Here is an 18602-nt window from a genome sequence, read left to right on the forward strand (position 1 = left end):
CTCACATGACCAACTCTAAGCTTGAAGTACTGACCCCAGAAAATTGCCAGATGATCTTTATCGATCAGCAGCCGCAGATGGCCTTCGGCGTGCAATCTATCGACCGTCAGGTACTGAAGAACAACGTGGTTGGCCTGGCAAAAGCGGCTAAGGTCTTCAACATTCCCACCACTATCACCACCGTTGAAACCGAAAGCTTCTCGGGTAACACCTTCCCGGAGCTGCTGGACGTCTTCCCTGAGCACGACATTCTTGAGCGTACCTCCATGAACTCCTGGGATGACCAGAAAGTGCGTGACGCGCTGGCGAAGAACGGCAAGAAGAAGGTAGTGGTGTCGGGTCTGTGGACCGAAGTGTGTAACAACACCTTCGCCCTCTGCGCCATGCTGGAAGGGGGATACGAAATTTATATGGTGGCTGACGCCTCCGGCGGCACCTCTAAAGAGGCGCATGACTTCGCGATGCAGCGCATGATTCAGGCGGGCGTGATCCCGGTGACCTGGCAGCAGGTTCTGCTGGAGTGGCAGCGCGACTGGGCGCACAAAGAGACCTACAACGCCGTGATGGATATCGTGAAAGAGCACTCCGGTGCTTACGGTATGGGCGTTGATTATGCTTACACCATGGTCCACAAAGCACCGTCGCGTGCCAAGGGCGCACATCGTACCCTGGCTCCGGTTCCGGCCAACAAATAACGTCGATGCGGGCCGGACCTCTGTCCCGGCCCGTTTTTTTACTGAGTGACGATTGAATAACGGGAGACTGCCATGAGCGCAGAGCTTATTTCCCTTGGCGCTGGGGTCTTGATTGGTCTGGTTTACGCCCTGCTGAAGGTGCGCTCGCCCGCGCCGCCTGCCATCGCGCTGGTGGGTTTGCTGGGGATGCTGGCAGGCGAGCAGCTTGTCAATCTCTTTACCTGGGCAGGCTAAATATGTTGAAATCATACGTTGTTTCGCTGGCGACCGGCCTTTTGGCAGGGGCTATCTATGGCGCATTACAGGTTCATTCGCCTGCACCACCGGTCATTGCCCTGCTGGGGCTGTTCGGTATGCTGGTGGGGGAACAGCTTATTCCGGTATGTCGGCGTCTTCTACGCCGTCAGCCGGTCACCCTGGCATGGTTTCGTCATGAATGCGTGCCCAAAATCAGCGGCACTCCTCCCCCCGAAGGCAAAAACCTACCGTAGGGAGCGCCACTCACGTTCGCGTGAGCTCAGTCAGAGGATCACGGCATGGCGTTCTCTCCGCGCATTGTCATTGTTGACGATGAACGTTCCGTTCGCAGCGGGCTAAGCAATTTACTGCTGTCGGAGGGCTACGATACCTGCACCTTCGAATCCGCAGAAGCGTTTCTCAGTGACGACTCGGCGTTGGCCAGCGCCGATCTGTTGATCCTCGACGTCAAGCTAAAGGGGATGAGCGGCCTGGAACTCTATACTTCAGTGGTATCGCAACCCAATCCGCCGCCGGTTATTTTTATCTCCGGACACGAAGAGAAAAACAGCCAGTGGACGATCACGGGCGCGGAGGCCGTTTCGCTTTTACGCAAGCCGATCAATATTGATACGCTGCTGGAACATATCCGCCGTGAACTCTCTTTACGCGAGGAGCGCTGATGAGCGAAAAACTCTCTGCCGCCGGCAACCTGATGAATGGCGACGTATTTACCTTAACCGACGACATTATCTTCACGCCGCTGGCTCAGGAAGGCTGCATCGCCTGGACCCTGTGTCATCCGCTCCATTCGGGCGAGAGCTTTATTCTGGCCAGCGCCGCCAGCGATGAGGCAGAGTTTCAGGCAACCCGGCTGCTCAAAAACGAATTTGCCCTGCGTAGGCAGCTTTCTGGCGTCTGGGCAGTACGCCCCATCAGCTCCACCAGCCATCACGGCCGCTATGCCCTGGTCTATGCCCCGTTTCCCTTCCGCACCCTGGCGCAATCCACCCGCCTGCGGGTAGGCAATATCGCCGACTTTCTGGCGATGGCGCTAGGGCTTTGCACGCCGCTGCGGCAGATGCATGCTCAGGGGCTGGTACACAGCGATATCAAACCCGGCAACTTTTTTATCGATCCCGGCGGCGCGTACCGGCTGGCCGGATTCGGCTTGACCACCGGTTCGCCAGAGATCGCCAGCCAGACAAGCCTGACGGTGCCCGGCGGGACCCTGGCCTATATGTCGCCGGAGCACACCGCGCGCACCCGCGACAGCGTCGACAGCCGCAGCGATCTCTACAGCCTGGGCATCGTGCTGTATGAACTCCTGACCGGCACGCTGCCCTTTGAGCCCAGCGAGGGCGGGCAGGCGGAGTGGGCGCATCACCATATTGCCTCTGTTCCCCGGCCGCTGCACGAGGTGCGGCCCTCGGTGCCCGGCATGCTCTCAGCGATCGTTCTGCGCCTGCTGGAAAAATCCCCGGCGAACCGATACCAGACGGTGGAGGGGCTGATCGCCGACCTGCGCCGCTGTCAGGCGAACCTGGCAGAAAACGGGGATATCACGCCGTTTACGCCAGGCTTGCAGGATCGTCTGCCCGCCCGCTTTTTGCCGGACAATCTCTATCTGGCTCACCCTCAGCAGCAGCAGCTGCTGGCGGCGTTTGACCGGGTCATGGAGAGCGGCACGCATTCGCTGGTGGTGATTAGCGGCCCGCTCGGCAGCGGCAAGTCGTCGCTCATCGCGTCGGCGCTGAAAACGCTTCAGCATCGGCGTGTGCTGCTGGCGGTCAGCAAGGCCGACCAGTATTCGGGCGTGGTGCCCTATACCGTTATCGCCTCGGCCTTTCGCTCGTTAACGCTCTATCTGCTGGGGCTGGGGGCAGAGGACGTCGCGCGCTGGAAGCGGCGGCTTACCCGGGCGCTCGGCAGCTATGCCGTCCTGGCTGTCAAGCTGGTGCCGGAGCTGGGCCTGCTGCTGGACAATTGCTCTCTCACCGCGGGCGATCCCGACTCCACCGACGCCCGGGCGCGTTTCAACCAGATGGCATCCCGGCTGGTGGAGGCCTTCGCCACGCCGGACTGCCCGCTGGTATTATTAATTGATGATATTCACTGGATAGATCAGGCCAGCCTGCAGCTTCTGGAATACCTGACCCACGCCAGCGGCGCGCTGCCGCTGCTGATGGTGGTTGCCCACTCTGATACCGACGCGTTTCCCGACGGTAGCGCGCAAACGCTGCTGAAAAACCTGCGCGCCGACGCCCATCATCTTGTCGATATCCGACCAGAGCCGCTTAGCGTCAAAGCCGTGTCGCGCTGGCTGGCGGACATTTTTCAGGCCCGGGCGTCTGGCTTACACGAGTTGGCGACGCTTATTCATGAAAAAACCGGCGGCAATCCGCTGTTTACCCATGAGTTTTTTCAGCGCATCGTCAAAGACGGGCTGATCACCCATAACAAAAAACAGGGCAAATGGTATTACGATCTGCCCGCTATCCGCGCGCGAAACTACACCGAAAACGTGGCAAGCCTGGTGCTGCTGCAGCTGGCGGATATGCCTCTGCAAGTGCGCAGGCTGCTTGGCTGCCTCGCCTGCGTTGGCGGAACAGGCAAACCCGCGCTGCTGAGCCAGATGCAGGCGATCGCGCCCGAGCAGCTTCACGAGCAGCTGCTACCGGCGGTTTCCGCCCGGCTGATTAGCCTTGCCGGGGATGAATATACCTTTACGCACGATCGCGTACACAGGGCGGCGCGGGCGCTGCTTAACGCTGACGAGATCGGCCAGCTTAATCTCTCTGCCGCACGCCTGTTCACCGAGGCGGCGCGGCAGAGCGACGACAGCGATCGGCTGTTTTTGGCGGTTCACCATATCACTTCAGCGCTTAACGACATTCGCTTTTCGCCGGAGCGCGACAGCTACCGTGCAGTCTGTCATCTTGCCGCCCAGCGGGCGAAAAGTACCGGTGATTACGCCTCTGCCGTGCGCTATCTGCGTACCGCAAAGCTGCTGCATGAGGATGCGCTCCACGCCGAGCCGGATGAAGCTTTCCAGCTTGATTTTGACGAGGCGGAGTGTGAGTTTCTGCAAGGTAATCTCCCCTCTGCGTTGGCGCTGTGCCAGCGGCTGATGCATGCGCCGCGCCCGCATCAAAAAGCGGTAGCCGCCTGCATGATGGCGGAAATTTATATGCGCCAGTCCAATATGCCGCTGGCGCTGGAGACGGCCCTGTCCGGCCTGGTCGCCTTTGGTGTTGACCTTAGCCGCCACCCCACTGCGCACGACTGCGACGAGGCGTGGCGATCGGTAGAGTCCCGAATTAGCGGCGATCCGGTTGCGGCTTTCCAGACCCTGGCCGTAACGCAAGACGGGGAGGCGGAAGCGATCATGAGCCTGATGCTCAGCGCCAGCATGTTCGCTGCCTTTGCCTGTCCGCGCCTGCACTTTTTGCTGCTCTGCAAAATCATTCATATGACGCTGGACCGGGGATTATGCGGCGCTTCAACGGCGGCGTTTGCCTGGTATGGCGTGCTGATTGGCCGCCGCTACAACGAATATCAGGCCGGATTTATCTGGAGCCAGCTCGCGCATGAGCTGGTGATGCAGCACGCTTTTAACAATTTCAAAGGGCGAACGTTGCTGGCGGTAGATCTGGCTACCTCGTGGGTGAAGCCGATCGGATCGGCCATCGAGAGCGCGAAAGTCTGCTTTACGGCCTCGGTTGACCACGGCGATCTCACCGCCGCCTGTTTTATCATTCGCCATCAGACCATGAATTTTCTTACCCGCGGCGATCACCTGGACGGCGTGCTGACCACTATCGAGCGCGGCCTGGGCTTTATTCGCAAACTGCGCTTCCCGGACGTGGAGATCCTGCTTCTGCTCCAGCGGCTGTATGTGAATCACCTGCGTAATGCCTCAGGGAATTTTACCGGCGCGGACGTTTTCCCCGCGTCGCTGATTGCCGATGAGGCAGCGCGCGGCCATCAGCACATCCCTCTGACGCTGTTCTGGTTCTGGCTCTATCGCGGTATGGCGCATTTTATGGCGGGGGAGTACGCCGAGGCATCCCATTGCCTGGAGAACGCCGCGCCGATGGTCGACAGCGTGCCGGGGTATATCCATCTGCTTGATTACCATTTTTACAGCGCGCTTTCCCTGACCCTTGCCCTGACGCCGGAGACCGCAACCGCCGCGCAGCGGGAGACGGTAAAAGGCCATCACGATCGGATCGCGCTGTGGGCGCGGCATAATCCGGCGACCTTTGCCGATAAAGAGGCGCTGGTCGGCGCAGAGCTGGCGCGCCTGGAGCAGAAGAGTGATATCGCCATCGCCCAGTATGAGAGGGCGATTAAGCTCTCGGGTGATGCGGAGTTTCATCACATCCACGGCCTGGCCTGTGAGCTGGCCGGAGGCTTTGCTAAAGCAGCGGGCTTCCAGGTGGCCTCCGAGGCCTATTTCCGCGGTGCGTTTTCTGCATGGCGGCGGTGGGGCGCGATGGCGAAACTGCGCCAGCTGGAGCGCCACTATCCGCATCTCTCGCCATCCGTACAGAGCACGCCCTACGACACCATTGCCTTTGCGCAGAATGAGGTTGTACACGATCTGGAGAGCATGCTCAGAGCGGTGCGCGCCATGACGGAGGAGATCGACCTCGACCGGCTGATGCAGACGCTGATGACCCTGCTGCTTGAGCGGGCAGGTGCTCAGCGCGGCCTGCTTATTCGCATTCTTGATAACAACGTGCTGGAAACCCAGGCCTGCGCGGAGACCTCCTCGGACGGCGTGAAGGTGCGGCGGGTTAAGGAGCGGCCTTCTGCGACCGATATGCCGCTGTCGATTCTCTCGGCGGTGATGCGCACCGGCCAGGAGATCCGCACCGGCAAGCCGGGAAGCTTTAGCCCCTTCAGCCAGGATGCCTATCTGGTGACCTCCGGCGCGGCGGTGATGTGCGTCCCGATGTACAAGCAAGCCAAAATGGTCGGCGTGCTCTATCTGGAAAACCGCGTCATGCCGGAGATCTTTACCGCCGAGCATTCACGCATCGTCAGGATGCTGGCGTCGCAGGCGGCGGTATCGCTGGAAACGGCGCGTCTGTACGCCGAGCTGCTGGAGGAGAACGTCCAGCGGCGGCGGGTTGAGAAAGAGCTGCGCGCCAGCCAGACCTCCCTGATGCTCGGGGAGCGCATCAGTAACACAGGCACCTGGCGCTGGGATATCGATCAGGATCTGATGTTTGTCTCCGATGAATACGCCCGCATCCTTGGCCTGCCGGACCGGCAGCGCACGATCTCGATGGCGGATTTCCTGATGCTGGTGCATCCGGAGGATTATCAGCGCATCAGCCGGCTGGTCACCGATAGCGTGCGCAACGGCGTCTCAATGCGCGCCGAGTTTCGGGTGTTTCGTCCGGACGGAGAGTGCCGCTACATTCTGGGGGTAGGTAATCCGGTGGGGGATGAACCCAGCGTCGCAGAGTATTTCGGCGTCATCACCGATATCACCGCCCGCCGCCAGTCGGAGGACGCCGTGCGCGTGGCGCAGGCCGATCTCGCCCGCGTCGCCCGCGCCACTACGGTCGGGCAGCTAACGGCCTCTATCGCCCATGAGATCAACCAGCCGCTGATGTCGATTGTGGCTAACGCGGGTGCGAGCCTGCGCTGGCTCAGCCGGGAGCCGGCCATGCTCAGCCATGCGCGCACCAGCCTGGAGGAGATCATCAGCGAAGGCGAACGCGCCGGGAATATCATTCGCGGATTACAGGCGCTGACGCGCAACCAGACGGCAAGCCGCTCGCGGGTGAACCTGCACCATCTGGTCTACCACATTGTGGCGCTCTCACGCAGCGAGCTGGAGCGGCAGCAGATTGCGCTCCAGTACCAGCTTAAGGCGCAGGATGCCTTTATCTACGGCGACAGCGTGCAAATTCAGCAGGTGCTGCTGAACCTTATCGTCAATGCAATTGATGCCATGGCGGGCATACATGACCGTCCGCTCACCCTCACCGTGAGCTCGCTGAACCCGGAGCCGGGCAGGATCCGTCTGGACATTACCGATACCGGGATTGGTCTGAGCCCCGAGGTGCAGGAGCGGCTGTTTGATTCGTTCTACACCACCAAAGAGCAGGGGATGGGGATGGGGCTGAGCATCAGCCACTCTATCATTGAACGTCATGCGGGTCGGTTGCAGGCTGCCCCAGGCGAGCGCCACGGCAGCCGATTCTGGTTTACCCTGCCGGTGCATGACGAGCAGGGTGAGCAGGGCGAGTAGCGCTTAGGACGCGGGCGCGATCTGCGTTAAACGGTTACGCAGTTCGCCATGCGCCATCGCCACCTCGGTGGACTCCTGCAGCGCATCGAGGTATTTCTGGCGAAACTCACCGCTGTTCTCCGCGCTCAGCAGGCTGGCGAGCGTTTTACGTACGCTCTCTACCGCCGCGCTATCTACCGGCTGCTCTTTGTCGTCCAGTCGCTCGTCAATGTCTACCAGCACCTCAGAGATCTGGCGCAGCCAGGCAAACTGCGGGTGGCTGGTCAGCAGCTGTAAATGCTCAAACGCGTTGCCGGGATCGCCAAAACGCGTGGTTTCGAGATCGACCAGCGTTTTATGCAGTTTTCTCAGCGTGGATGAAAGGGACTTAAGCTGCGAGCGGGGCTCAGTAGCGGGTTGGCTGGTCATCGGTTTCTCCGGGGGCTTCAACGTTAACAACAGGCCGCAGCATGAGCACTAACGGCTTTGTGATTTCACTATATTAAGACGCTCCGCACAGCGAACCAGATCCGCCAGCGAACGCACTTCCATCTTTTCCATGACCCGCTTCTTATGCACCTTGGCGGTAATTTCACTCACGCCCATGGCGGTGGCGATCTGCTTGTTCAGCAGGCCGCCGATGGCCAGTTGAAACACCTCTTTCTCGCGCGGGGTCAGCGACTCGTAGCGGCTGGTGAGCGTCTGTATCTCCTGCGACGCACCCATATTTTTCTCCGCCAGCGACAGCGCATCTGCCACAGCCTTGAGCAGCAGCCCCGGCACGGCGGGCTTGGTCATAAACTCATAGGCCCCGGCCTTCATCGCCTTAACCGACAGCGGGATGGTGCCAAAGCCGGTGAGAAAGATCACGGGAATGAGATAGCCGAGTTTGGTTAGCGATTCGGCTACGTCAAAACCATCGGCATCCGGCATGTTCATATCGAGGATAAGACAGCCGGGCTCTGGCCTGAACGCATGAGCGAGAAAGGCCTGCGCTGAAGGAAAGTCAGCAACCCGATAATCCTCTGCCATTAACAACCTGACCAGAGATTGCCTTACCGAATTATCATCATCTACTACATAAACAATAGGATCCATGAGTAGTCCTTGCCATCAACGGGTATGTATGCGTCTGAATCGGTTATTAAAAAAGCATATAACCATTTTGTTGTCTTATATAACAGAGACATACACCACGTGTTTACCAAATAATAACCGGATAGTAACACAATAATTCTCATTATCATCTTGAAAATACGAAGATCGGGTGGAGTTAGGTAAGATATTGACAAGTAAAGGATAATAATTGAGCACTGGTAAAAAAAGAGGCGTAATTATCAGGTTACAGTGGCTGACAGCGGCCAGGCAAATTATGATACAAAGTACCAACACTCTTCTGAACCCTGACGCTACGCATGGCTTATACGATTGATATTATCTCCTGCATTACCGATCGCTTTATGGAGCTGACCGCCACTGAAAAGCGCATTGCCCAGTTCATTCTTGATGATGTCGCTACGGCGGCGGACCTGCCGATTGCCGAGCTGGCGCGCCTGACCGAAACCAGCCAGGCCTCTGTTACCCGTTTTGCGCGCGCGTTGGGCTGTAAAGACGTACGCGAATTAAAAATGAAGCTGGCGCAGTCCCTGGCGGTAGGGCAGCGTTTTATCCTCGACGTGCCGGATCTCGAAGGGGTGCAGGGGATTTACGAGTCGATTATCAGCGTGCTGGAGACCAACCGCCGGGCGCTCAACGGTGAGGCGCTGAACAAGGCGGTTAGCTGGCTCAGCCAGGCGCGGCAAATTCTCGCCGTTGGCATGGGCGGCGGATCCACCATCTGCGCTCAGGAGCTGCAATACCGCTTTTTCCGCCTTGGCCTGCCGGTGGTCAGTCAGAGCGACGGCCTGCTGGTGCGGATGATGTGTTCCGCCGTGGCTCCGCAGGACGTGGTGCTGGTGCTGTCGCTGGGCGGCTATACCCCGGAGATGATTGAGAGTGCAGCGATTGCCAGGCAGTACGGGGCGAAAGTGATCGCCATTACGCCGCTGGAGACGCCGCTGGCGGAGCAGGCCGATCTGGTGCTGCCCCTGCTGGTGCGGGAAAACGACTACATCTTTAAGCCCAGCACCTCCCGCTACGCCATGCTGGCGATGGTGGACGTGCTGGCGACCGAACTGGCGATGGCGAACAAGGCGCAGACCAAAGATCGGCTGCGCCGTATCAAGCTGGCGCTGGACAGCCACCGCGGCGGCGTGGACCGTCAGCCGCTGGGAGACTGATCCACGCCAGCATGCTTCGCTAGCCCTCTGTCGGTTTACGTTTGCCGATCGGCAGCGGCGGCGCTTCCGGCTGGCTCTCGCGTTCACGGGTAATCAGCGCCAGCGCCTCTTCCCGGCTGAGTGCGCTGGCAGGCGTGACCAGCGTCACCACCACCGCACAACCCAGGCTGGTCAGCACCGACGGCACGCAGGGGTTGCCCCAGAAGGCGAGCCAGTCGCTGTCCATCAATACGGCGACTGAGGCACCTGCGCCACCCGCCAGCGCGGCCAGCGCTCCCTGCCAGTTAAAGCGGCTCCAGAAGCGGCCCAGAATCGAGCAGATAAACATGCCGGACATAATCATCGAGATCATTTTGGTGATATAGCTGATGATGTCGTTAGAGGTGAGGGCGAACAGTAGGGCAAGGGCGATCACCAGCACCAGGAAGATGCGCGACAGACGAATGGCTTTCTCCGGCGCAGGCATATGCCCGGTCACCAGGGTGTAGAGATCGCGCAGGATGATCGATACCCCGGCGATAGCATCCGAACTGCCGGAGGACATATTGGCAGACATGCCCGCAATCAGCACCGCCATCGCCAGCACCGGCGGCAGAACCTGGGTTGCGAACAGGAAGGCGAAGCCACTGTTGTCCAGCTGCGAGTTCATCGTCCAGACCGCCATGCCGATAATCGCCGGCAGGAAGGAGAAGAGCAGGTAAAGCAGGCCGGTGATGGTAAATGACTGGCGCACCGACGACACCGTTTTTGCCGAATAGATACGCTGACGGTAAGAGGGGGTCGCCAGTACGCCAACGCCGATCACCATCGCCAGCGAGAAGGCGGGCAGGACGCCAAGCTTATCCACCGCAAACAGGCTCTGGGCGGCTGGATCGACGGCATGCTTAATATTCTCCCAGCCGCCGACGTGATTCACCGCCAGCACGGCCATTAAAATAAAGCCGACAAACAGGATGATAGATTGAACGGTATCGATCCACACTACGGCGGAATAGCCCCCGATACCGACATATACTACAAACGCCAGAGCAATAATAATTTTGGCGACGTTAATATCTATTCCACTGGCCCAGGCGAGATACAAACCGCCACCCAAAATATGCGCGCCCAGCCAGCCAATAGAGGCAATAAATATCAGTACGGCAACCACGTTTTTAACAATCTTACTGCCGCCGGTGTAATAGGAGATCTCTTCGCTCATGGTCATAAAGCGTAATTTACGCACCGGGGCAAATAGCCAGGCGACCAGTAAGATCCCGACCGCGCCCCCGAGGCCATACAGCATCCCGGCCCAGCCGTTGGTATAGCCAAAGCCCACTGCGCCCACGCTTGAGCCGGTGCCAACCATGGTGCCCACCGTCGATCCCAGGGTTAATATCATCGGCAACGAGCGGCCGCCCAGCAGAAAATCATCGCCATTTTTTTGATGCCGCGAAACGTACCAGCCGAGCGTAATCATGGCGCAGGCATACAGGGTGAACCAGACCAGGAAAGAGATATTATTCATTGCTCACGTCCAGATATCGTTAATCTATTTCGTCTGCGCGAAACGGATGTGTTAACAGGACCGGTCACCTGAAAAAAGGCGCAGGGGATCCGAGAGTACAGGCAAAATAAGTGTTGCCGGGGTACCGCAATAGCTTTTTTATAAATGTGCGATCTCCCTTGCGCGCAAGGGAGAGGGGATTATTTGATGCGAGCAGCGTTGTAGCAGGTCACATCGACTTCAACTTTGCAATCCACGACCAGGTCTGCGACGCAGCAGATGCGGGCAGGGGGATGATCGCCAAAAAACTCCCGGAAAACCTTGTTGAACGACTGGAAGTAGCGGGCATCGGTCAGGATCACCTTCACGTGAACCACATCCGCCAGGGTATAGCCCGCCTCGGTCATGATATCCACGCAGTTCTGGATCGCCAGCCGGGACTGATCGACAATGCCGCCTTCCACCACTTCGCCATTTTTCATTGGGGTCTGGCCGGAGACATAGAGCCAGCCGCCTGCCTCCACCGCCCTGGCAAACGGCAGGTGCTGTCCGCCAGTGCCGGTTCCGCCTTCGGTGCCATAACGTTTAATGCTCATCGTTGCTCCTTATTCTGTGGTCTGCCGACGCAGGAAACGTCCTGCGCGTCCTGTAATGTGTTTATGGTGGTCGTAGCTCATCACGCCATTCACCATCACGGCGTCGATGCCGTCCGCGGGCCGTTTAGGATCCGAGAAACTGGCGACGTCGCGCACCGTATGCGGATCAAAAAGGACCAGGTCCGCATAGTAGCCGGTTTTGATCAGGCCCCTCTGCGGCAGCTGGAAGCGCGCCGCCGACATGCCCGTCATCTTATGCACCGCCATCGTCAGCGGGAAAAGCTTCTCGTCGCGGCAGTAATGGCCCAGCACGCGCGGGAAAGCGCCCCACAGGCGCGGGTGCGGCATCGGGTCGTTTGGCAGCCCGTCGGAACCGATCATCGTGACCGGATAGCGCAGCACCCGGCGCACGTCCTGCTCGTCCATGTTGTAGTAAATGGCCCCGGCGGGCATCAGCTGCTCCGCTGCGCTGTGCAGGCTCACCTGCCAGCCGTCCGCTATCTGCTGTAGCGTTTTACCCGCCTGCTCCGGGTGCGCCTCAGACCAGGTAATGACGATGTCGAACTCGTCGGTCACCTGCTTGAGATCCAGCGTCGAGGAGCTGGCGGAGTAGGGGTAGCAATCGCAGGCGATCTCCTGGTGTTGGCGCATCTTGTCGAAAAATGCCAGCGTCTCCCGCGTGCGTCCCCAGTTTTTTGCCCCGGCGCACTTATGGTGTGACACCACCACCGGCACCTTGCCGTGGCGGCCAATCCGGAACGCTTCGTCGAGCGCCTCCAGAATCGGTTCAAACTCAGAGCGCAGGTGCGTGGTGTAGATACTTTTTTCCGCCGCCAGCTCTTCCGCCAGGGCCATCACTTCGTCGGTGGATGACTGAAACGCCGTGGCGTAGGCCAGCCCGGAGCTCATGCCCAGCGCCCCCTGCTGTAGCGCCGCACGCAGCTGCTGGCGCATGGCGGCGATTTCGTCCGCGGTTGCCGCCCGGAACAGATCGTCCATGTGGTTATTGCGCAGGGTCGTATGACCAATCAGCGTCCCGACGTTGATGGCGGGCCGCGCGGCTTCCAGCGCGTGGGCGTAAGCGTCTACCGTCGGATAGATAAAGTGCTCTTTCTCGCCCAGCAGGTTCATCGGGTCTGGTACGTCGCTGCGGATCGTGGCGGTAGCGGCGCTGATGCCGCAGTTGCCGACAATCACAGTGGTGATCCCCTGGCTGATTTTCGGCAGGTAATCGGGCATGCGGATGACGTTGGTATCGTCATGGGTATGCACGTCGATAAAACCGGGCGACAGCACGTTGCCCTTGGCATCGATAACGTGCCCGGCCTGAGCGTGGATCGCAGGCGCGATCTCCACGATACGGTCGCCGCTGACCGCTACATCGGCGCGGTATTCAGGTCCGCCGCTGCCGTCGATAACGGTGGCGTTTTTGAAAAGCCAGTCATGCTTCATAACACCTCACTCTCTTTTTGTTCTGCAGCCAAGTTAATCATTTACAAGCTAAAAAAACAGTGGAAAACTACGCAAAATCCAGATCGTTTTGTGATACTTTTATTCAAAAACAATAACAATATTATATTTACTCTTTTATTTTCATATAGATAGATATGTTATTTTAATGTTAAAACACGATATCCCGATAAGGATTATGTTATGAAATATCATTCCGATACGTTAGTGACCCATAAGTCCGCGATAATGCATACCCCGGCAAACGTGCTGGCAGAAGAGGTTTGCCTGCCCGCGGCGGTGCTTAAAAAGTCGGCGCTGCGCAATAACATCGACTGGATGCAACGCTATGCTGACGCCCGCGGCGTCTCGCTGGCGCCGCACGGGAAAACCACCATGACGCCGTGGATCTTTCAGGCGCAGCAGCAGGCGGGCGCATGGGCGATTGGCGTTGGCAGCGCCTGGCAGGCCGGAGCGGCCATGGCGAGCGGTATCAAGCGCGTGCTGATGGTGAACCAGCTGGTGGGGAAGGCCAACATGCAGCTGATCGCTCAACTTAAGCAGCATTACCGTGAGGTGGATTTTGCCTGCTGTGTGGACAGCGTTGAAAATGCCGCTGCGCTTGCAGACTTCTTTGCCGGGCAAAACCAGACGCTGGATGTGCTGGTAGAGCTGGGCGTGCCCGGTGGGCGCTGCGGCTGTCGCAGCACCGACGCCGCGCTGGCGCTGGCACAGAAAATCCATGCGCTGCCTGGTCTGCGGCTGCGCGGGCTGGAGCTGTATGAGGGTGTGCTGCACGGCGACGATCCGCAGCCGCAGGTCGAAGCCCTGCTGCGTGATGCCGCCGAGCTGGCCTGTGGCATGGAGCATCTGGTGGACGGCGAGTTTATTCTCACCGGCGCCGGTACGGTCTGGTATGACGTGGTATGTGATATCTGGCTTGCCGCCCGCAAACCGGCGCAGTGTCGAATTGTGATCCGTCCGGGCTGTTATATCACCCACGACCGGGGGATTTATGCCGATGCGCAGCAGACGCTGATTGCGCGCGACCGCGTCGCCTGCGATCTGGGTGGCGATCTCGCCTCTGCCCTGGAGCTGGTAGCGATGGTGCAGTCGGTGCCGGAAGCCGACCGCGCGGTGGTGAACTTCGGCAAGCGCGACTGCGCCTTTGACGCCGGGCTGCCGCAGCCGATTGCCCACTATCGCCACGGCCAGGCCCTGCCGTTCCGGCCGCAGGCCATCGTCAGCGTTGGAATTATGGATCAGCACTGTATGGTGAAGCTGGCCCCGGAAAGCGACGTCCGCGTCGGTGACATTCTGGTGTTTGGCACCTCACATCCATGCCTGACCTTCGATAAATACAAAACGCTGCTGCTGATTGATGACGACTACCGCGTCGTCGACGAGCTCGACACGCTGTTCTAATCTACCGTCTGCGGCGATGCACGGCCTCGGCCTCCCAGAAGAGGAGTCGCCGCTGCAGCCAGCGCACCAGCTCTGCGCCGCACAGCCCAATCAGGGCCAGCAAAAACACGCCTGCGAACATGGTCGCCATACTCATGCTGACCGAGCTTGCCGCGATCAGATAGCCAAGCCCGCTCTGCGCCGAGAGAAACTCCGCTACCACCGCGCCAATCAGCGCCAGCGCAACGCCAATCTGCAATCCGGCGAAAATGTCGCTCGCCGCCGAGGGGAGTTTGACATGGAAGAGTAAATACCCGCGTGAGGCGGAAAAGGCGCGGCAGGCGTCCAGCAGCTCTGGATCGGCGCGGCGAATACCGTTGACGGTATTCACAAACAGCGGGAAAAAGCAGACCAGAGTGACCAGCACCACCTTTGACAGGGTGCCAAAACCAAACCACACCAGAATGATCGGCCCCAGCGCCACCTTAGGCGTGGCCTGCAGTGCCACCAGCAGCGGATAGACGAACCGCTCAAAGGTGCGTGACTCCGCCAGCGCCACACCCAGCGTAATCGCCAGCACGCTGCCGACGGCAAAGCCGCTGAGCGTCTCGCCCAGCGTAACCGCAATATGCGGCCACAGGCTGTTATCCTGAAAGCCGCTGGCCAGCGCGCCGAATACCGCGCCGGGCGAGGGCAGCAGATAGTCGGGAATAGCAAACAGACGCACGGCCATGTCCCAGATAAATACCAGCACCGCCAGGCTAATCAGCGGGTAGATCAGCGGTTGAAGTCTACGCATGAGTAAAATATCTCCGTAAATGCTGGCACAGGGCCATAAACCTCTCGTCCCCTAGCGTCTCCAGCGTGCGCGGGCGCGGCAGGGAAATCGCTAGCTCTTCGACAATTCGGCCCGGCCTCGGCGACATCACCAATACCCGGTCGGCCAGAAATACCGCTTCCTGAATCGAGTGGGTAATAAACAGCACCGACTTGCGCTGCTGCTCCCAGATGCGCTGTAGCTCCAGCATCAGCGTCTCCCGCGACAGCGCGTCCAGCGCCGCGAACGGCTCATCCATCAGCAGCAGCTGCGGATCGTGCAGCAGCATCCTGGCGATGCCGACGCGCTGCTGCATTCCACCGGAAAGCTCGAACGGATAGTCGTTGGCAAAGGGCGCAAGACCCACCAGCGCAAGCAGTTCGAGAGCGCGCTGCCGGGCCGGGCCTTTGGGCAACCCCAGCGTACGGGCCGGCAGCAGGACGTTATTGAGAACGCTTTTCCACGGCAGCAGGTTGGGTTTCTGAAACACCACGCCCGCATGGCGGCCCGGTCCGTTAACTGCTTCAGACGCCAGCAGAACCTGGCCCGATGAGGGCGGCATCAACCCGGCGGCGAGCTTAAGAATGGTCGATTTACCGCAGCCGGATGGCCCCAGCAGCGCCACAAACTCACCGTCTGCCACCCGCAGGTCAACGCTGCCCAGCGCCTGGATCTCTCCCCGGCGCGTGGTATAGGTCAGGCTCGCCCCGCGCAGCTCCAGCGCAGCGCTCATGTTTGTGCCTCGTGCTCTGCCCGCGCGGCGGCAAGAAACGCCAGCACCCGCTCCCAGCTTCTACGGTTGGCCCGGGCGTTTGCAACCGGCGTTCCACCGCCGTCGATGGCGACCCCCGCCACCGGATGCACTTTAGCGATGTCAGTGGTCGGGACAAACGGAAAGCCGATGGCATGCCCGGCCCCGGCGTTATGCACATGCTCAACCGGCCAGGGGTGTTCCCGTGCCACCAGATCGGCCTTAATGCGATCGCAATACGCTTCCGACGGCCAGAAGCCATCATCAGAGCCGGAGATCACCAGCACGGGCCCGGCAATGCGCTCCACCGGAATACGCGCCGCCGCGGTGAATTCCGCGTTGCGCTCTACCGTTAAAAATGCCGGGGCCTGACGGAGGGGGACGTCCGGGGCGGAAGGGTGGTCAAACGCATGCCAGTCCGCATCAGGATTATTGTGCCAGATATTGCGCAGCGGCTCGCCGCGCCATATCCAGGCGGTGGCGTCGCGCGGCTCGTCCGGACGGCCAGCGCGCAGCGTGCCGTGGATCACCGCGCTTGGCACATAGCCAATTACGGCGCTGATACGTTCGGGGAAGGTCGAGGCCAGCAGCAGGGCCAGTTCGCCGCCGCGAGAGTGTCCGGCGACCGCGATAAACCCGGCGCGCGGCTGAAGCTCACGGGCGGCCCACGCCAGCGCTTGCTCAAAATACTCCAGCGGGGTAGCGGAAATGTACTCCGGGCGGCCAGGCGCTTTGAAATAAGCCAGGGCAAACGCCGCGTAGCCGTGGGAGGCAAACAGGGCGGCACGCGACTCAGGCGTCCCACCGCCGGAGCCGTTCAGCAGCACAATCAGCGGATGCGGGCCCTCTCCCGGCGGGGTGAAGAGGGTGCCGGAAAGATCGCCCTCGCGTACCTCGCGGCGCGTAACGCCGGGGGCAACAAGATGCTGCACAATAGTGGTCTGCGCCTCTTTGCCTGCGGCATCCACAAGATGCAGTGCGATCCGTCGCGGTTCGGTGCTGTCGGACAGCTTAGGGTCAACAGGCGCGGAAACCTGGCGCAGCGCCCAGACAGGAGCCATAGGCTCTGTGTCCTGCCAGCTACCCTCCAGCGGTACAGCGGTGGCAACGTCCAGCGCACCGTCTTCAGCGATGGCAAACGCGGCACGGCTTTGCCAGATGCTGCCGTCCGGATGGGTAAACGACGCTGTGAGCCGGGCAACGCCACGCGCCAGTCCGCTGGCAGTGATGCTTCGCGGCCGATCGATCGGCCCGTCAGCCATATCAATATGCAGTGTCATACTCATTTTGCCGCCTCCGCCCGCTTGCGCAGGGCATCTTTATCAAAATCGTCAAACGCCGTAACGAACTCGTTAGAGAAGATCTTTGCCACCGGCACGTTTGCGCTGGGGAACTCCCCCTGTTTCGCCATCGCGCCAATGGCCTGCTGGATCACCGCGAGGTCATACTCGCCTGGCTGGCGGCGCGTGCCGTCCGGTCGGTAAAGCGTGCGCTGCAGGCGGCGGGTAAGCAGCGTCGTCGCCTCGGTCAGGACCTTGCCATCGGCGTTCGCGGGCTTGCTCTCCGGATGCTGTCGCCAGAAGGCCTGTACGCAGAAAGTCGGGTTGATTTCACAGACGTACTGCGCCTCGGTATAGGCGCGGCCAAAGCGGCGGATTAAATCTGGATCCTCTTTGAAGGTATCCTGATGAGCGATAAAACCGTTGCCGGGGTTCTCCTGAAATACCGCCGGGTAGGCGATACGGCGGATTTTGGTGCCGGTAAACTCAAAAATATCGCCCCAGCTGCTGTTGTAGTTGAGCGCATCCACCTTACCGCTGCGCAGCGCCTGGAAGCCGGAGCCCAGCGCGCCGACCGCCACGAACTCAACGTTCTTGCCCGGCTCCAGCCCGGCAACCCTAAGCGCGGCCCGGCTGTTTGGCAGGGTGCCCCATGTCAGCGCGCCGACGCCGATCTTTTTATCTTTGAGATCGGCGAGGGTTTTAATGGGTGAGTCCGCCAGCACCGTATACTCCAGCGTCTGGTTTGGCGTGCCGTTATAGAAGTAGCGCAGCGGCAGCGGATTTTTGCCGCTGAAATAGCTGGAAATTACCGGCTCCGAGACTGGATAGCCGAAGGTTACACGCTTGCTGGCGACCTGGGGCAGCAGCGCGCCCGCCCCCTGAAACACCAGCAGCTTAACGTCGAGATTTTGTTCTTTGAACAACCCCAGCTCTTGTGCGGCCGCATAGGGGGCCCCGTCGTGGACGGCGGGAGGAATGGCCAGAGCCACGGTCACTTCATCAAGGGCCTGCGCCTGAGCGACGCCGGCAAACGTGAGTGACAACAGCAGATACTTTACTCGCATAGGGCTTCCTGATGATGACGAAACAGAGGCGCTCAAGGTAGAGCAGGCCACCCTCATGCAAAACGAACATATTGCGCTAACGGTATGCAAGAGAGAGCTAATCTGGGCAGCCCAGCGGCAGCGGCGCTCGCCGTTCAGGTCACTGGCTGCTGATACGCCCTTATCCGCGCACTGAGCAGCTCAGTTGATGCTTTTTTCAGTTTTACATTGCTGTTTTAATTATTAGAACCCGACGCAAACCTGCCCCAGAATGGCCTCACTAAGAGCGTCAAGGCGACGCTGTGAGAAGCT

Annotated in this window: 15 protein-coding genes and 1 pseudogene; 7 read left to right on the forward strand and 9 right to left on the reverse strand. The window is 59.9% G+C overall.

Translation table 11 applies throughout. The features are described 5' to 3' along the window. The first annotated feature begins 5 nt into the window (after positions 1-5). The 5 genes and pseudogenes from WFN61_RS13605 to WFN61_RS13625 all read left to right on the forward strand — a co-directional run bounded on the left by WFN61_RS13605 (position 6) and on the right by WFN61_RS13625 (position 7203). Positions 6-695, forward strand: a complete 690-nt coding sequence (locus WFN61_RS13605; protein ID WP_257757706.1) for a hydrolase — start codon at positions 6-8, stop codon at positions 693-695. 72 nt (positions 696-767) lie between these two features. Beyond that, a pseudogene (locus WFN61_RS13610) lies at positions 768-902 on the forward strand (DUF1427 family protein); the annotation flags it as partial. A gap of 29 nt (positions 903-931) precedes the next feature. Next, positions 932-1186 (forward strand): XapX domain-containing protein, encoded by a 255-nt coding sequence (locus WFN61_RS13615; RefSeq protein ID WP_181016623.1) that lies wholly within the window; start codon positions 932-934, stop codon positions 1184-1186. Between the two features lie 45 nt (positions 1187-1231). Further along, on the forward strand, positions 1232-1615 hold the full coding sequence (locus WFN61_RS13620) for a response regulator transcription factor (RefSeq protein WP_042390765.1): 384 nt from the start codon (positions 1232-1234) through the stop codon (positions 1613-1615). Further along, complete coding sequence (locus tag WFN61_RS13625) at positions 1615-7203, forward strand: trifunctional serine/threonine-protein kinase/ATP-binding protein/sensor histidine kinase (RefSeq protein ID WP_337038786.1); 5589 nt, start codon at positions 1615-1617, stop codon at positions 7201-7203. The genes WFN61_RS13620 and WFN61_RS13625 overlap by 1 nt, the downstream gene beginning before the upstream one ends. Before the next feature lie 3 nt (positions 7204-7206). Here the strand turns inward: WFN61_RS13625 and WFN61_RS13630 are convergent, their stop codons facing one another. Together WFN61_RS13630 and WFN61_RS13635 are read right to left on the reverse strand one after the other, a co-directional pair. Beyond that, positions 7207-7611, reverse strand: coding sequence for a hypothetical protein (locus tag WFN61_RS13630; protein WP_144815273.1), 405 nt, complete (start codon positions 7609-7611; stop codon positions 7207-7209). A 48-nt stretch (positions 7612-7659) separates the two neighbouring features. Beyond that, positions 7660-8280 carry a response regulator transcription factor gene (locus WFN61_RS13635; RefSeq protein WP_257757704.1) on the reverse strand — a complete coding sequence of 207 codons (621 nt, stop codon included), beginning with the start codon at positions 8278-8280 and terminating at the stop codon, positions 7660-7662. Between the two features lie 317 nt (positions 8281-8597). Here WFN61_RS13635 and WFN61_RS13640 point away from each other — a divergent pair, with 317 nt between their 5' ends. Next, positions 8598-9461: a MurR/RpiR family transcriptional regulator gene (locus WFN61_RS13640; protein WP_222887842.1), complete on the forward strand. Its 864-nt coding sequence runs from the start codon at positions 8598-8600 to the stop codon at positions 9459-9461. Positions 9462-9480: 19 nt separating this feature from the next. Here WFN61_RS13640 and WFN61_RS13645 read toward each other — a convergent pair whose 3' ends face one another. The 3 genes from WFN61_RS13645 to WFN61_RS13655 form a co-directional block, all read right to left on the reverse strand. Beyond that, positions 9481-10968, reverse strand: a complete 1488-nt coding sequence (locus WFN61_RS13645; protein WP_312176097.1) for a sodium:solute symporter family protein — start codon at positions 10966-10968, stop codon at positions 9481-9483. A 179-nt stretch (positions 10969-11147) separates the two neighbouring features. Continuing rightward, positions 11148-11543, reverse strand: a complete 396-nt coding sequence (locus WFN61_RS13650; protein WP_042390775.1) for a RidA family protein — start codon at positions 11541-11543, stop codon at positions 11148-11150. A 9-nt stretch (positions 11544-11552) separates the two neighbouring features. Then, a complete protein-coding gene (locus tag WFN61_RS13655) occupies positions 11553-12995 on the reverse strand; it encodes an N-acyl-D-amino-acid deacylase family protein (protein WP_257757702.1) in 1443 nt (480 codons plus the stop codon). Between the two features lie 201 nt (positions 12996-13196). Between WFN61_RS13655 and WFN61_RS13665 the strand changes: the two genes are divergently transcribed. Beyond that, positions 13197-14417 (forward strand): amino acid deaminase, encoded by a 1221-nt coding sequence (locus tag WFN61_RS13665; RefSeq protein ID WP_144815291.1) that lies wholly within the window; start codon positions 13197-13199, stop codon positions 14415-14417. Between the two features lies 1 nt (position 14418). On the opposite strand, the gene WFN61_RS13670 is transcribed toward WFN61_RS13665, so the two are convergent. From WFN61_RS13670 to WFN61_RS13685, 4 genes are read right to left on the reverse strand one after another with little or no spacing between them, the layout of a single operon-like run. After that, entirely contained in the window at positions 14419-15195 is a 777-nt protein-coding gene (locus WFN61_RS13670; RefSeq protein ID WP_312176090.1) for an ABC transporter permease, read from the reverse strand. Further along, complete coding sequence (locus tag WFN61_RS13675; protein ID WP_337038787.1) at positions 15188-15946, reverse strand: ABC transporter ATP-binding protein; 759 nt, start codon at positions 15944-15946, stop codon at positions 15188-15190. Before WFN61_RS13675 ends, WFN61_RS13670 begins: the two co-directional genes overlap by 8 nt. After that, positions 15943-17250 carry an acyl-CoA thioesterase/bile acid-CoA:amino acid N-acyltransferase family protein gene (locus tag WFN61_RS13680; protein WP_337038788.1) on the reverse strand — a complete coding sequence of 436 codons (1308 nt, stop codon included), beginning with the start codon at positions 17248-17250 and terminating at the stop codon, positions 15943-15945. Before WFN61_RS13680 ends, WFN61_RS13675 begins: the two co-directional genes overlap by 4 nt. After that, positions 17247-18311, reverse strand: a complete 1065-nt coding sequence (locus WFN61_RS13685) for an ABC transporter substrate-binding protein (RefSeq protein WP_144815305.1) — start codon at positions 18309-18311, stop codon at positions 17247-17249. Before WFN61_RS13685 ends, WFN61_RS13680 begins: the two co-directional genes overlap by 4 nt. Positions 18312-18602: the final 291 nt, after the last annotated feature.

The organism is Pseudescherichia sp. AS216 (assembly GCF_037152055.1).
Classification (GTDB): domain Bacteria; phylum Pseudomonadota; class Gammaproteobacteria; order Enterobacterales; family Enterobacteriaceae; genus Pseudescherichia.

Coding starts and splice junctions, on each gene's coding strand:
- WFN61_RS13605 (WP_257757706.1), top strand. CDS start 6: ATGACCAACTCTAAGCTTGAAGTACTGACCCCAGAAAATTGCCAGATG.
- WFN61_RS13615 (WP_181016623.1), top strand. CDS start 932: ATGTTGAAATCATACGTTGTTTCGCTGGCGACCGGCCTTTTGGCAGGG.
- WFN61_RS13620 (WP_042390765.1), top strand. CDS start 1,232: ATGGCGTTCTCTCCGCGCATTGTCATTGTTGACGATGAACGTTCCGTT.
- WFN61_RS13625 (WP_337038786.1), top strand. CDS start 1,615: ATGAGCGAAAAACTCTCTGCCGCCGGCAACCTGATGAATGGCGACGTA.
- WFN61_RS13630 (WP_144815273.1), bottom strand. CDS start 7,611: ATGACCAGCCAACCCGCTACTGAGCCCCGCTCGCAGCTTAAGTCCCTT.
- WFN61_RS13635 (WP_257757704.1), bottom strand. CDS start 8,280: ATGGATCCTATTGTTTATGTAGTAGATGATGATAATTCGGTAAGGCAA.
- WFN61_RS13640 (WP_222887842.1), top strand. CDS start 8,598: ATGGCTTATACGATTGATATTATCTCCTGCATTACCGATCGCTTTATG.
- WFN61_RS13645 (WP_312176097.1), bottom strand. CDS start 10,968: ATGAATAATATCTCTTTCCTGGTCTGGTTCACCCTGTATGCCTGCGCC.
- WFN61_RS13650 (WP_042390775.1), bottom strand. CDS start 11,543: ATGAGCATTAAACGTTATGGCACCGAAGGCGGAACCGGCACTGGCGGA.
- WFN61_RS13655 (WP_257757702.1), bottom strand. CDS start 12,995: ATGAAGCATGACTGGCTTTTCAAAAACGCCACCGTTATCGACGGCAGC.
- WFN61_RS13665 (WP_144815291.1), top strand. CDS start 13,197: ATGAAATATCATTCCGATACGTTAGTGACCCATAAGTCCGCGATAATG.
- WFN61_RS13670 (WP_312176090.1), bottom strand. CDS start 15,195: ATGCGTAGACTTCAACCGCTGATCTACCCGCTGATTAGCCTGGCGGTG.
- WFN61_RS13675 (WP_337038787.1), bottom strand. CDS start 15,946: ATGAGCGCTGCGCTGGAGCTGCGCGGGGCGAGCCTGACCTATACCACG.
- WFN61_RS13680 (WP_337038788.1), bottom strand. CDS start 17,250: ATGAGTATGACACTGCATATTGATATGGCTGACGGGCCGATCGATCGG.
- WFN61_RS13685 (WP_144815305.1), bottom strand. CDS start 18,311: ATGCGAGTAAAGTATCTGCTGTTGTCACTCACGTTTGCCGGCGTCGCT.